Annotated in this window: 8 protein-coding genes; 1 reads left to right on the forward strand and 7 read right to left on the reverse strand. The window is 72.7% G+C overall.

Annotated elements, in window-relative coordinates; translation table 11 throughout:
* Positions 1–93: 93 nt before the first annotated feature.
* On the forward strand, positions 94–1,260 hold the full coding sequence (locus WMF14_RS42065) for a serine hydrolase domain-containing protein (protein ID WP_437795999.1): 1,167 nt from the start codon (positions 94–96) through the stop codon (positions 1,258–1,260).
* Positions 1,261–1,390: 130 nt separating this feature from the next.
* Here the strand turns inward: WMF14_RS42065 and WMF14_RS42070 are convergent, their stop codons facing one another.
* The 7 genes from WMF14_RS42070 to WMF14_RS42100 form a co-directional block, all read right to left on the reverse strand.
* Positions 1,391–2,602, reverse strand: coding sequence for a serine hydrolase domain-containing protein (locus WMF14_RS42070; RefSeq protein ID WP_437796002.1), 1,212 nt, complete (start codon positions 2,600–2,602; stop codon positions 1,391–1,393).
* A 71-nt stretch (positions 2,603–2,673) separates the two neighbouring features.
* On the reverse strand, positions 2,674–4,968 hold the full coding sequence (locus WMF14_RS42075) for a substrate-binding domain-containing protein (RefSeq protein ID WP_437796005.1): 2,295 nt from the start codon (positions 4,966–4,968) through the stop codon (positions 2,674–2,676).
* A gap of 77 nt (positions 4,969–5,045) precedes the next feature.
* Entirely contained in the window at positions 5,046–5,969 is a 924-nt protein-coding gene (locus WMF14_RS42080) for a response regulator (protein ID WP_437796008.1), read from the reverse strand.
* On the reverse strand, positions 5,963–8,860 hold the full coding sequence (locus tag WMF14_RS42085) for a response regulator (protein WP_437796011.1): 2,898 nt from the start codon (positions 8,858–8,860) through the stop codon (positions 5,963–5,965). Before WMF14_RS42085 ends, WMF14_RS42080 begins: the two co-directional genes overlap by 7 nt.
* Positions 8,861–9,090: 230 nt before the next feature.
* Positions 9,091–9,951, reverse strand: a complete 861-nt coding sequence (locus WMF14_RS42090; RefSeq protein ID WP_272102277.1) for a sugar ABC transporter permease — start codon at positions 9,949–9,951, stop codon at positions 9,091–9,093.
* On the reverse strand, positions 9,948–12,263 hold the full coding sequence (locus WMF14_RS42095; RefSeq protein ID WP_437796014.1) for an extracellular solute-binding protein: 2,316 nt from the start codon (positions 12,261–12,263) through the stop codon (positions 9,948–9,950). The genes WMF14_RS42090 and WMF14_RS42095 overlap by 4 nt, the downstream gene beginning before the upstream one ends.
* A complete protein-coding gene (locus tag WMF14_RS42100) occupies positions 12,253–13,332 on the reverse strand; it encodes an ABC transporter ATP-binding protein (protein WP_437796017.1) in 1,080 nt (359 codons plus the stop codon). The genes WMF14_RS42095 and WMF14_RS42100 overlap by 11 nt, the downstream gene beginning before the upstream one ends.
* Positions 13,333–13,344: the final 12 nt, after the last annotated feature.

Consider the following 13,344-nt stretch of genomic DNA (forward strand, 5'->3'; position numbering starts at 1 on the left):
TGCGTATCATCGGGGTCGGGCTCGAAGGGCCGGGCGGCTCGCCAGCGCGCGCCCGGGCCGCGCTGCCCCGAGGAAGGGACGAAGGGACGAGCGATGCACCTCGCGATCCATGGCTCCTGCGATCCGGCGTTTGCGCCCGTGCGCGCGGCGTTCGCCTCGAATTTCGAGCGGTTTCCCGAGCTCGGGGCCGCCGTGTGCGCCGCGGTGCGCGGCCGCGTGGTCGTCGACCTCTGGGCCGGCTTCCGGGACGCGGCGAGGACCGCGCCCTGGCGCGGCGACACGATCGTGAACGTCTTCTCGGCGACGAAGGGCGCCGTGGCGCTGTGCGCCCACGCGCTCGCAGAGAAGCGCGCGCTCGACGTGGATGCGCCGGTCGCCGCTTCCTGGCCGGAGTTCGGCGCGGCCGGCAAGGGGCGCGTCCTCGTGTCCCAGCTGCTCGATCACAGCGCCGGCCTGCCGGCGCTGCGCGCCGAGCCGAAGGAGGGCGCGCTCTACGACTGGCAGGCCATGACCGCCGCCCTCGCCGCGGAGGAGCCGTTCTGGGAGCCGGGCGCCCGGCACGGCTACCACGCCGTGACGTTCGGCTTCCTCGTGGGCGAGGTGATCCGGCGCGCGAGCGGCCAGCGCGTGGGCGCGTTCCTCCGCGAGGCCGTCGCGGGCCCGCTCGGCCTGGACCTCCACATCGGCACCGGCGCCGAGCACGACGGGCGGATCGCCGAGGTGCCGCCGACCATCGCGAGCGCGAAGGGCCTGGGCGGCGCGTTCGGCGCGAGCTTCCGCGACCCGGCGTCGCTCACCTCGATGGCCTTCACCAGGCCGCGCGACCTCGTGTCGCCGGGGCTCGTCAACACCGTCCGCGCCCGGCGCGCGGAGATCCCGGCGCTGAACGGCCACGCGAACGCGCGCGCGCTCGCGCGGATGTACGGCGCGCTCGCGAACGGCGGTGCCCTCGCCGGCACCGCGCGCGTGCTGTCGCCGGAGGCGGTCGAGGCCGCGCTGGCGGAGCGGTCGGCCGGGCTCGACGCCGTCCTCCTCGCGGAGAGCCGGTTCTCGCTCGGGTTCATGCTGCCGAGCGCGCTGCGCCCCTTCGGGCGCGGTCCGCGGACCTTCGGCCACCCTGGCGCGGGCGGGGCGCTCGGCTTCGCCGACCCCGACGCGGGGCTCGGGTTCGGCTACACACCGAACCAGACCATCGCGAGCGGCGAGGGCGGCGACCCGCGGTGGCCGGCGCTGATCGAGGCCGTGTACTCGTGTCTATGAGCGCTGGGTCCGCGCGGCCGGGGCGCGCACCTCGTTGTTTGAGGTGGAACCCTGACGGCACCAACGGATCACCGCGACGGTGACAGGCTCGATGCCCCGCCGCGCGGCCGCGTCCGGCGAGGACAGCGCGTCAGTCGTCGATCGCCTGGTAGACCGAGGTCCAGAAGTCGAGATAGACCCCCGAGAAGAGGGGAAATCCAGCGCGCTGGGTCATCAGGATCCCGATTAGGCCCTCGCTGGGATCCGAGCTCCAGGATGTGCCGTAACCCCCATCCCAGCCGTACCGGCCGGGGCTCGCCGTCACGTCATCGCGCCGGGTGACGATGGATACGCCAAACCCCCAGCCGCGGCTGTCCCAGTAGCCAGGGAAGAACCCGGATACCGCCTTCTGCTCGGGCGTCAGCTGGTCGCTCGTCATCACCTCGACCGAGGGTCGCGACAGGACGCGCTCGCGCCCGTGTTTGCCCTTGTTCAGCAGCATCTGACCGAAGGCGAGGTAGTCGTCGGCCGTCGAGACGAGCCCCGCGGCGCCGTCCGGGAACACGGGCGGGCGGCTCCACTGGCCGTCGGCGACTCCATCGTGCAAGTCGAGCGCCCCCGTCTCGGCGTTGGCCCAGTAGCTCGTCGCGAACCGATCGAGCTTGTCCTCCGGTACGCTGAAGCCGGTGTCCTTCATGCCGAGCGGCTCGAAGATGCGCTCGCGGAAGAACGCTTCCAGCGGCTGGCCCGCGGCGCGCGCGATCAGCACGCCCAGCACGTGGGACCCGGTGTTGTACATCCACCGCTCGCCCGGCTGGTGCATCAGCGGCAGCTCCCCGAGAAGGCGGAGCCACGCATCGGGCGCATGCGCCGTCGACGGCTTCGGCGGCCCGAGACACGCGAGTTGCAGCTCGCGCACGGCCCGCTGGATAGGGGTGCCGTCCGGCGGCCCCATGATCATGCCGAACCCCATGCGGAAGGTCAGCAGATCGCGCACGGTGATCGGCCGGTTCGCGGGCACGGTCTCGTCGAGCGGCCCGTCGATCCGCTTCAGGACCTTGCGGCCCGAGAGCTCGGGGAGCAGGCGATCCACCGGCTCGTCGAGCCGCAGCTTGCACTCCTCGACCAGGATCATCGCGGCCACGGCGGTGACCGGCTTGGTCATCGACGTGATGCGGAAGATCGTGTCGCGCCGCATCGGGTCGCTGCCGCCGACCGCCTTCACGCCCATGGCGTCGACGTGCACCTCGCCCCGCCGGCTGATCAGCGTGACGAGCCCCGGCACGTCGCCGCGCTCGACGTGGCCGCTCATGACGTCGCGCATGCGGCCGAGCCGCGCCCTGGAGAGTCCACCGGTGCTCATCGCCTGTTTCCTCCATCCGTGTCCGAGATGTTCAGCATCGGTCCTCCCCAGGCCGCCTCCGGCCACGGCCATCAGGCGAAGCGCGCCGCGCGGCGCCTCGCGCCGGCAGGGCGGCGGCCCCTCGCCGTCAGCTCGTGAAGGGCGGCCGCAAGGGACGAGTACGTGGACAGATCGCCGAGCTCCACGTCCACGAGGCTCCTGGCGAGCTCGGGGCGCACGCCGACAAGGACGACGCGCGCACCGAGCAGGGCGACCGCGCGGCTCGTCTGGCCCAGCGCGTGGGCGACCTGGACGTCCACCGCCGGCACGCCGGTGATGTCGAGCAGCACGAAGCGCGCGTCGTGCCGGCCCACGCCCTCGACGACGGCCGTCAGCACCTGGAGGGCGCGGTCGCGGTCGATGGCGCCGATCAGCGGCACGAGCAGCACGCCGGGCAGGAGCGGGATGAGCGGGCAGCCGAGCTCGCGCACCGTGTCCGAGAGCGCCCGCTCGCTCGCGTAGGCGGTCTGCAGCTCCGCGTTCTTGGCCGAGAGCGACTCGACGAGCTCGTTGCGCTCGAGGGCCGCGGCGAGCAGAGACGCCCAGACCCCGAGCGTGCCCTCGTCGCCGGTCAGCTCGCGGAGGGTCGACCCCATGAGCGCCAGGACCCCCCAGTCGCGCCGGGCGGTGCGGATCGGCAGGAGGATCATCATGAGCGCGCCGCTCGCGACCGAGGGCGGCAGCAGATCCGCAGGCGGGAACGCCTCCTGCCGATAGCGGCTGCCGATCGGGGGCGTCGCGCCGCCATCACGGCTGTAGGCGCCGGCGACGACGAGCGTGGACGCGTCCTCCCGGAGCGCAAGGCACGCCCAGCCCGCTTTGGTCTTTGCAAGCCATGAGAGCGAGAGGGATTCTTCCTGCGAGCCGCTGAACAGCGCGAGGCCCACGTCGTGATTCGACCTCACGAGCATCCCGAGCTGCGCCACGAACTCGGCCTCGACGCTGAGCCGAGCCCGAGCGATCGAGAGGTGCGCGCTGTCCAGGAACGCCTCCACCCGCTGCGCGGACGCCGCATCTCCGCCCAGCCGCTCGCGGCGCCGCTCGTGGGCCCGACGGAGCACGCGGACGATCGCCATCAAGGTGCCCATATCGGACGAGATGCCGACGGCCTCGTGGTAGGCGCGCTCCAGCGCCTTCGCCGGAGGGAGCGCGGCGCCCTGGATCGCCGCTTCATACGCCTCGAGCACCAGGCCGACCCCCGGCCATACGGCGGCAGCCGACGTCTCCTGCGCGAGGCGCTGGGGCGCGAGGAGCAGCTCGACCATCCGTCGGTCCAGGTCGCCGCCGGCGCCCTCCGCCGGCGCCGCGTCCTCGTCGAGGTAGCTCTGGAGCACGTCGCATCCGCACGAGATCCGCTGGATCAAGGTGTTCGGCGTGAGCACGAGATCGGGCGGGGCGGCCTCGCCGGCGACCATCGAGACGACGAGATCACACGCGGCGCTCCCCAGCATCTCGAACCGCTGGCGCACGGTGGTCAGCGGCGGGTCGGCCGTCTGCGCCTCCGGCACATCGTCGAAACCGACGATCGCCATGTCTTCGGGGATACGGACGCCCGCCGCCTTCAGCAACGGCATCATCCCGAGCGCGTTCTTGTCCGTCCCGAAGATCGCCGCCGTGCACGCGTGCCGCCGCGCGATGAGCTGCGGGGCGGCCTTCTCGCCGCCGGGATACCAGTTGTCGTCGGTCCGGATGACCAGCTCTGGATCGAACGGTATCCCCGCCTCGTCGAGCGTCGCTCTGTAGGCGTCGAAGCGCTCGCGTACATCGGACTCATGGAAGCAGCCGACGAACGCGATGCGCCGGTGACCGTGGCCGATCAGGTGGCGCACCGCGCTCCGGATCCCGCTGTGGTTGTCCGGGATCACCGACGGGCAGTCGCCCTTGTGGACATGGGTGCCGACGACGACGCGCGGGACCCGCTCGCCGGCGAGCTGCTCGATGCCGTCCACCCCGATCACGACGATCCATCCATCCACCTGCTCTCTGGCGAGCGAAGGGGCCTGGAGCGATGCGGGCGTGCCGCGCATCACCAGCGTCCGACAACCGTGCTGCTGCGCTGCCTCGTGGATGCCCGTCAGGACCGGGTTCCAGAAGGAGCCGTCCAGATAGGGGGTGATGACGCCGACGGTCATCCCACGTGGTGTTTCATCGACGCCTGTTCCGCCGAGGGGCGGCTCCGCGAGGCGATTCGCGACGCGCGTCGAGCCGCCGGCGTCTCCTCCCGTGGCTCGCTGTCCGGCAGCACCATCTCCCTGGACCGAGCCGTCAGATCCGCCGCCCCGCTGCCCCGGCGACTCGACTTCACTGCCCCGGCTACCCTGAACCATCACCTCGCTCTCCCTGCTCCCCCGTCCCACGGCTGCGCGCGCTAGCGCCGAGGATAGCAGGTCGCGTCGCGACGGCGTCAGCCGCCGTCCTCGCCCGGCTCGCCGCTGGCCCCCGGCGAGCGACACCGCATCACCATGCGGATCTCGTTGCCCTTCTCGTTGTGCCGCACCTCGTCCATGAACGTGCGGATCAGCATCAGGCCGCGGCCGCTCGGCTTGTCCAGGTTGGCGAGGTCGGTCGGATCCGGCAGGTTGCGCGGGTCGAAGCCGGGTCCCTCGTCGCGCACCACGTACGTCGCCTCGGTGCGCGTCTCCCGCGCCACGACGACCACGCGCCGATCCCGGAAGGGGCTCTCCGTCCGGCGTCGCTCGACGAGCGCGGAGAAGGCGCTCGGCTGCTCGTCGAGCAGCTTCGAGCTGACCTCGAGGTTGCCGTGCACGATGGCGTTCACGAGCGCCTCGCGCAGCGCCACCGCGACCTGGATCCGACCCGTCTCGTCGCACAGCCGCATCCGGCCGAGGCTCTGCTCGACGTGGCCCACCAGCGCGGGGACCTTCGCCACGTCGTTGTCGAGCTCGAAGTGGGACTCGGTCGCCGTCAGGCACGAGAGGAGCTGCTGTTCCCGCCGATCGAGCCGCGCCACCGCGAGGACGTTCTCGACCGTGTTCACGAGCTCCGCCGCGAGGTTCCGCTTCGCGACGTAGCTCGCGGCGCCGCGCCGCAGCGCCTGCACCGCGATCTCCTCGCTGCCGTGCGCCGTCATCAGGATCACCGGGAGGTACGGGTGCTCGCGGCGGATCGCCTCGACCAGCTCCAGGCCGTCCATCTCGGGCATCTGGAGATCGGTCAGCACGATCTCGGGCATCAACCTGGCGATCGTCTCGAGCGCCTCGACGCCGTTCTCGGCGTACACGGGCTCCATCCCGGCGCGCTTCTTGAGCAAGCTCCCGGAGAGGCGCCGATCCATCGGGGAGTCGTCCACCACGAGCACCCTCACCATCGCGTCACCTCGCTATCAGAGCGCCGCTCGCCCTGCACCGGCGGCGCCGGGTCCGCCGGCGCGCCCTCGCGCACGAACGCGGCGAGCTCGGGCAGCAGGCGCTCGATCTGCGCCCGCAGCGCGAACTGCGCCTCGGCCAGGCTGCCGAGCTCGTTCGCGCGCGCCATCTTCTCCAGCGCGAAGGAGGCCTCGAACGCGCCCCGCGCGCCGAAGCTGTCGACCCCGCCCTTCAGGCTGTGCGCGGCCCGCTGGAGCTTGCGGGCGTCGCCGGCGGCCACCGCGTCGTCGATGTCGCCCATCCAGCGCGGGCACTCCTCCAGGAAGACCTCGGCGAGCTCGCGCAGGAGGTCGGCGTCGCCGCCCGTCCGCTCCAGCGCCTTGGTGCGATCGAACATCGGCCGGGCCGCGATCGAGGAGGGCGAGGGCTGCAGCCGCTCCTCCGCCCGGGTGCTCGGCGGCCCGCTGTCGAACGTCGACGAGGGCACCGACGCGTACGAGCTCGGGGCGCCGAGCGACATGCGCGCCGGGTCCTCGATCTCCAGGGCGGCGGGCCCGGCGGCGAACCGGTCGAGCATGTCGTAGAGCTCCTCGACCTGCACCGGCTTCGACACGTAGCCGTCGAAGCCGGCCCGGAGGCAGCGCTCGCGATCGCCCTTCATCGCGTAGGCGGTCACGACGATGAGCGGCATGTGCCCGCCCTCGCGCCGCTCGCGGGCGCGGACGACCCGCGCGACCTGGAGGCCGTCCATCTCGGGCATCTCCACGTCGAGCAGGGCCACGTCGTACTGCCCGCCCGCGATCTTCTCGACGGCGAGGCGGCCGTTCTCGACGATGTGCACGTGGTGGCCCTGCCGCTCGAGCCAGCGGCGCATCAGCTTCTGGTTGATCGCGTTGTCCTCGGCGACGAGCACGCGCAGGCCGCGCGCGCGCATCCCGGACGCGGCGCGGCGCGGGTCGGCCGACCGGAGCGAGGTCCGCGTCGGGATGCCGAAGGCGTGGAACACGGCCTCCTGGAGGTGGGACGTCTTCACGGGCTTCGTGACCATGCCGAAGACGCCGAGATCGCGGCAGCGCGCGACGTCCGCCTGCGCGGACGTCGAGCTGAGCAGCATGAGGACGCGCCCCTTCAAGATCTCGCGCTTCCGGCAGTGCTCGACCACGGCGAAGCCGTCGACCTTCGGCATGCGGGCGTCGACGATGGCGAGGCCGAACGAGCTGCTCGGCCCGACCGCGTTGCCCCCCGGCTTGCCCCAGGGCAGCGCCCACACGCCCGAGTCCTCCGAGAGCGCGGCGATCGCCGCCGCCCCCGAGTCGACGGGGACCGCCTTCATCCCCCAGCCCTCGATGGTGTCCGCGAGGATGCGCCGCGCGGTCGCGTTGTCGTCCGCGATGAGGACCTTCGTGCCGAGGAGGTCCTTCGGGATCTCCAGGCGGCGCGACCGGGCGGCGCCCTCGAGCGCCCGGAGCTGGAGGGTGAAGTGGAACGTGCTGCCCTTGCCGAGCTCGCTCTCGATCCAGATCTTGCCGCCCATCATGTCGACGAGGCGGGCGCAGATCGTGAGGCCGAGCCCCGTGCCGCCGTACTTGCGGGTGGTCGAGCCGTCCGCCTGGGCGAACGCGTCGAAGACGAGCCGCTGCTTGTCCGGGGCGATCCCGATGCCCGTGTCGATGACGCTCACGCGGAGCACCACGGCGTCGCCGAGCGCCTCGCCCGCGTAGAGGCTCGGCGTGCCCTGGCTGTCGGCGCTGGCCTCCTCCTGCGGTGTGAGGGGCGCGCGCGAGTCGACCTCGGCGCGGACGACGACCTCGCCGGCGTCGGTGAACTTGACCGCGTTGCTCACGAGGTTCACGAGGACCTGGCGCAGGCGCAGCGGATCGCCGACGAGCGCCTCGGGCACGTCGGGGCCGACGTCGTAGGCGAGCTCGAGCCGCTTCTCGTGGGCGCGGAGCGCGAGCGTCTTCACGGCGTCGCCGATGATCTCGCTCGGGTCGAAGACGACGGGCTCCATCTCGAGCTTGCCGGCCTCGATCTTCGAGAAATCGAGGACGTCGTTGATGATGGAGAGCAGCGCGTCGGCCGAGATCTTGACCATCTCGAGGTACTCGCGCTGCTCCTGGGTGAGCTCGGTCTGGAGCGCGAGCGACGTCATGCCGATGATGCCGTTCATCGGGGTGCGGATCTCGTGGCTCACGCTGGCGAGGAACTCGCTCTTCGCGCGGCTCGCCGCCTCGGCGGCCTCCTTGGCCTGCTGGAGCTCCTCCTCGACCGCCTGGCGCTGCATGAGCAGGGCGCGCAGGCTCGCGGAGTGCTCGCGCTCGTTCTCGAGCGAGGCCTCGCCCATGGCGTCCGCGCGGCGCTTGGCGATGCTCGCCATCACCGCCATGGCGGGGGTGGTGACGGCGTAGACGACGACCCGGAGGAGCTTGTCGTCCTCGTACGACAACAGGACGCCATCCTTGGAGAAGTAGAGCGCGAAGTACACGCACGAGATGAGCGCGGTGACGATGCCGCTCCAGAGGCCGCCGCTGAACGCCGCGAAGACGATGATCATCGAGAGGATCGCGGGCGGGTTCGGGACGGTCCAGTCGAGCGCGACCTCGAGCGTGGCGACGGCGCCGATGACGATCAGCGCGAGCACGGGGCCGAGCAGCGGGAGCACGAACCTCTCCCAGGAGGGCCGGCTGAGGCGCCGCTGCAGCGCGGAGGGGAGCGGCAGGAACGTGCCGCGGCCGTCGGCGTCGCCGCCCAGCGATGGGCGGGGCTCGCCGCCCAGCGATGGGCGGGGCTCGCCGCCCAGCGATGGGCGGGGCTCGCCGCCCAGCGACGGGCGGGGGTCCGCGTGAGCGGTCCCCGGCGCGGCGACTGGCGGGGGATCCTCGGCCTTCGGCATGGCTTCATGGAGATAGCGGGGTCGCGATCGGGCGTCCACGGCCGCGAGGGTCGGGTCCCATGGACGGGCGACGCCGGGGCACAGCGGGCAAGTAGGAGGGACGCCGCTCGACCCCGAGCACCACGAGGCCGGGCAGCGCGGGTCGCGCCGCCGGCGGACCCGGCGCTGACGGCCCGCGCCGCCGGTGCGCGGCGGCCGAGGCGCCCGCCGCCGCGCTCACCGCGGCGCGCTCACCCCTTCACGCCGCCCGTCGTCAGCCCCGCGATCAGGTGACGCTGCACCACATAGAACGCCGCCATGACCGGCAGCGACACGAGGAGCGCCCCCGCCGCGAACCGCTCCCACTGCGCGTCGTACTCGCCGATGTACCGCTGCAGCACCACCGGCAGCGTGAACATCTCCTCCTTGCCGAGCAGCGTCGCCGCGAGGATGAACTCGTTGTACGCCGTCATGATCGCGAACAGCGCCGTCACGGCGATCGCCGGCCGGGCCGCCGGGAGCACGACCCGGAGGAAAGCCTGGAATCGCGTCGCCCCGTCGACCATCGCCGCCTCCTCCAGGTCGACCGGGATGGCCTCGAACGCCGCCCGGAGCTGGAAGATCGAGAACGGCACCGCCGTCGACGCGTAGCAGAGCACGAGCCCGGTCCGCGAGTTGAGCAGGCCGAGCGCGTCGAGCAGGAGGTACAGCGGGATCGCGCTCGCCACCGTGGGGAACATCTGCGTCGCGAGCAGCGCGCGCAGGCCGCGGTCCTTGCCGAGGAACTGGAAGCGCGCGAGCGCGTACGCCGCCGGGACCGCGACGGAGACGCCGACCGCCGCCGTCGCGAGCGCGACGACGATCGAGTTGGCGAGCTGGCGGGGGAAGAGCCAGATCGGCTCGCCGCCGACCTTCTTCGACGTCGTGACCACCGCCACGAGGTGCTCGAACGTCGGCTGGTTCGGGATGGGCAGCACCTCCGGCACCGGCGGGCGCGCCCCGGAGAAGGCGATCGAGGCGACCCAGAGCACCGGGTACAGCGCGAAAGCGACCGCCGCGATCAGCGCGGCGTGCACCGCGATCGACTCGACCGGGGAGGGCCTCCGCGTCACGCGGCCTCCGTCGCCGCCGCCGGAACGGGCGCCGATCCCGCCTCGGCCCCGCCCTTCGGGAGGGCCGACACGGGCGTCCGCCGCCGGAAGCGCCACTCCCGCGTCGCGAGCGTCAAGAGCAGGAAGATGAGCACCGAGTACGCCGCCGCGTAGCCGTACTGGGCCTCGCGGGTGAACGCCCACCGGTACGCCTCGGAGACGAGGATGTCGGTGGTGCCGTCCGGGTCGCCGCCGGACACCAGGAACACGACGTTGAACATGTTGAACGTCCAGATCGCGCCCAGCGTCACCGCGGGCGCGAGCACCGGCCTGATCAGAGGCAGCGTAATTTTCCGCAGACGCTGCCACCGCGTTGCGCCGTCGACCTCGGCGGCCTCGAGCACATCGTCCGGAACGGCGGTGAGCGCGCCCAGCGTGACGACCATCATGAACGGGAACCCGAGCCAGACGTTGGTCGTCACGTTGGCCGTGAACGCCGTCGTGAAGCTCGAGAACCAGGAGATGGGCTCGATGCTCGTCCCGAGCGCGGAGTTCACCGCCTCGATGAGGCCGGTGACGGCCCCGAACTGCCGGTGGAACATGCCCTTCCAGGACAGCGCGGTCACGTAGCTCGGCACGGCCCAGGGCACGATGAGGAGCACCCGGTAGAGCGCCCGGAGGCGCAGGGTCGGGCGGTGCAGGAGCAGCGCGAGCGAGACGCCGAGGAGGACGTGGAGGCAGAGGTTCACCGCGGTCCAGAGCACGGTCACCGCGAGCACGAGGTAGAACGAGCCGCTCGCGAAGAGCGGCCCGCCGCGGGCCGTGAGGATGCTGATGAAGTTCGCGAGGCCGACGTACCGGAGGCCCTCGCCCCTGCCGGCGAAGAGCGACGTCGCCGCGCCGATGACGAGCGGGACGACGACGAGCACGCCGATCGCGACGACCGCGTGCGCGACGTACTTGTAGGCTGGAATCGAGCGTCCGATCGAGCGTCTGAGGGACCGCCGGAACAAACGCCAGTGCGCGGTGCCGGGCGCCGCGCGCCTCGAGGCGCGGACCCACCGGAGCGCGAGCAGCAGCGCGAGCGCGCCGAGCGCGGCGAGGAGCGGCGCCGGCGAGGCGGGGGGCGGGAGCGGCCGGCGGACGTCGTCGAAGCGGCGCTTGGCCTCGGAGAGCGCGACGTCGGGGGGCGCGTCGCCCCGGAGCACCTTGCGGATCGCGCGCGTGGACGGCTCCCAGGTCGAGCGCATCGCCGGCGAGGTCGGCATCGGGATGGCCACCTTGGCCTGCTCGGTGAACGCCGCGATGAAGGCGTCGCCGGCCGGGATCGCCACGTCGCTCCGCACCGGCGGCGTCCGCGCCACCCGGAGCCGCGTGGCCGCAGCCGCGGCGCCGGCGAGGTGGCGCGCGAGCGCCCGCGCCCCGGCGCGCCGCGCGCCCTGGGGAGAGAGCATCACCGCCTCGACGGTCAAGAACGGCCGCATCGGGAGGCCGGTCTCGCGCACCTCCGGGAGCGGGACGACGCGGGCGCGCCGCCTCGCCTCTTCCCGGAGGCCGCCCGCGAACCACGGCCCGCTGATCACGAACGCGGCGCGGCCCGCGTTGAACAGGTCGGTCACCAGCGCGCCGTTCGCGTCCTCCGGGACGATCCGCCGCGCGATCAGCGAACGGACGAGCTCGAGCGAGCGCTCGGGCCCCGGGCCGACGAAGCCGAACTCGTCGTCCTCGCCCAGCATCGCGCCGCCGAACGCCGCGAGGATCGGCATGTGCGCGTAGGCGTTCGCCGCCTCGTACGCGAGCGGATAGACGCCCTGCGGGAGCGAGCCGGCCAGCGCCTCGATGTCCTCGAGGGTCGCCGGGGCCTCCTTCACGAGCGCGGTGTTCATGTAGAGCGCCACGCATTTCTGGCTGATCGGCAGGCCGAGGATCTCGCCCCCCTGCCGGACCGCGGCGAGCGCCGGCCCCTGGAACACGGCCTCGCCGCCCGGCTCGAGCGCGTCGCCCACGGGCGCGACGAGGTCGCGCGCGCGGAAGTCGCCGAGCCGCTCGTGGGCGTCGATGAACAGGTCGGGCCCCTCCCCCATCGGGATCGCGGCCTGGAGCTTCGAGGCGTAGGCGTCGAACGGGACGGCGAGGACCTCGACCTCCTCGCCCTCGAAGGCCGCGACGATGGCGTCGAGCGCCCTGGCCTCGTCGTCGCGGTAGGCGTGCCACAGCCGGATCGGCGCCGCGGCCGCGAGCGCGGGCAAGAGGAGGATCAGCGCGGGCGCAGCGAGCGTGAGCGCGAACGCGAAACGACAGCGACGGCTCGGCACGGTCGCCTCACGCTTCACGCAGGCTCAGCCCGGAGTCCGCGTCGAACAGGTGCACCTGGCGGAGCGCGACGCGCACGGTGTCCCCCTTGCCGACGCGCGCCGCCGGGTCGAGGCGCGCCACGAACGGCGCCCCCGCGACGGTGCCGTGCGCATACGACTCGGCCCCGAGGGCCTCGACGATCGCCACCTCGAACGGGGTGCCGCCGTCGCCCGGGGCGACGTCCACGTCGTGCGGGCGCACGCCGACCGTCACGCGCCGCCCGGACGAGAGCGCGCCCGGGAAGTCGGCCGCGTCGATGTCGATGGCGAGGTCGCCCTGGGCCGCGACCCACCTGTCGCCGCGGCTCTCCAGGCGCGCGTCGACGAAGTTCATGGCCGGGCTGCCGAGGAAGCTCGCCACGAACTGGGTGCGAGGCCGGGCGAAGACCTCGAGAGGCGGACCCGACTGCTCGACGACGCCCTTGTTGAGCACGAAGATCTCGTCGGCGAGCGTCATGGCCTCGACCTGATCGTGGGTGACGTAGACGCTCGTCGCGCCGAGCCGATCGTGGAGCTTGCGGATGTCGACCCGCACCTGCGCGCGCAGCGCGGCGTCGAGGTTCGAGAGCGGCTCGTCGAACAGGAAGAGCTGCGCCCGCCGCACGATGGCCCTGCCCATGGCCACGCGCTGCCGCTGGCCGCCGGAGAGCGCCCGGGGGTGCCGCTCGAGGAGCGGGCCGAGCCCGAGCATCTCCGACGCCTCCTTCACGCGCGCCTCGATCTCGGCCGGCGGCGTCTTCCGGAGCTTCAGGCCGAAGGCGAGGTTCTCGCGCACCGTGAGGTGCGGGTAGAGGGCGTACGACTGGAACACCATCGCGATGTCGCGATCGCGCGGCTCCAGCCGCGTGACGTCGCGGTCGTCGAGCGCGATCGTGCCGTCGTCCGCCTCCTCGAGCCCGGCGAGCAGCCTGAGCAGCGTCGACTTGCCGCAGCCGCTCGGGCCCACGAGGACGGCGAACGATCCGTCGGGCACGTCGACCGAGACGCCGCGCAGCACGTGGGTCTGGCCGAATCGCTTGTTGAGTCCGCGCACTTTGACAGACGCCATATTGGAGACTCT

The sequence above is a fragment of the Sorangium sp. So ce693 genome, assembly GCF_051521375.1.
In the GTDB taxonomy this organism is placed as follows: Bacteria; Myxococcota_A; Polyangia; order Polyangiales; family Polyangiaceae; genus Sorangium; species Sorangium atrum.

Coding starts and splice junctions, on each gene's coding strand:
- WMF14_RS42065 (WP_437795999.1), top strand. CDS start 94: ATGCACCTCGCGATCCATGGCTCCTGCGATCCGGCGTTTGCGCCCGTG.
- WMF14_RS42070 (WP_437796002.1), bottom strand. CDS start 2,602: ATGAGCACCGGTGGACTCTCCAGGGCGCGGCTCGGCCGCATGCGCGAC.
- WMF14_RS42075 (WP_437796005.1), bottom strand. CDS start 4,968: ATGGTTCAGGGTAGCCGGGGCAGTGAAGTCGAGTCGCCGGGGCAGCGG.
- WMF14_RS42080 (WP_437796008.1), bottom strand. CDS start 5,969: ATGGTGAGGGTGCTCGTGGTGGACGACTCCCCGATGGATCGGCGCCTC.
- WMF14_RS42085 (WP_437796011.1), bottom strand. CDS start 8,860: ATGCCGAAGGCCGAGGATCCCCCGCCAGTCGCCGCGCCGGGGACCGCT.
- WMF14_RS42100 (WP_437796017.1), bottom strand. CDS start 13,332: ATGGCGTCTGTCAAAGTGCGCGGACTCAACAAGCGATTCGGCCAGACC.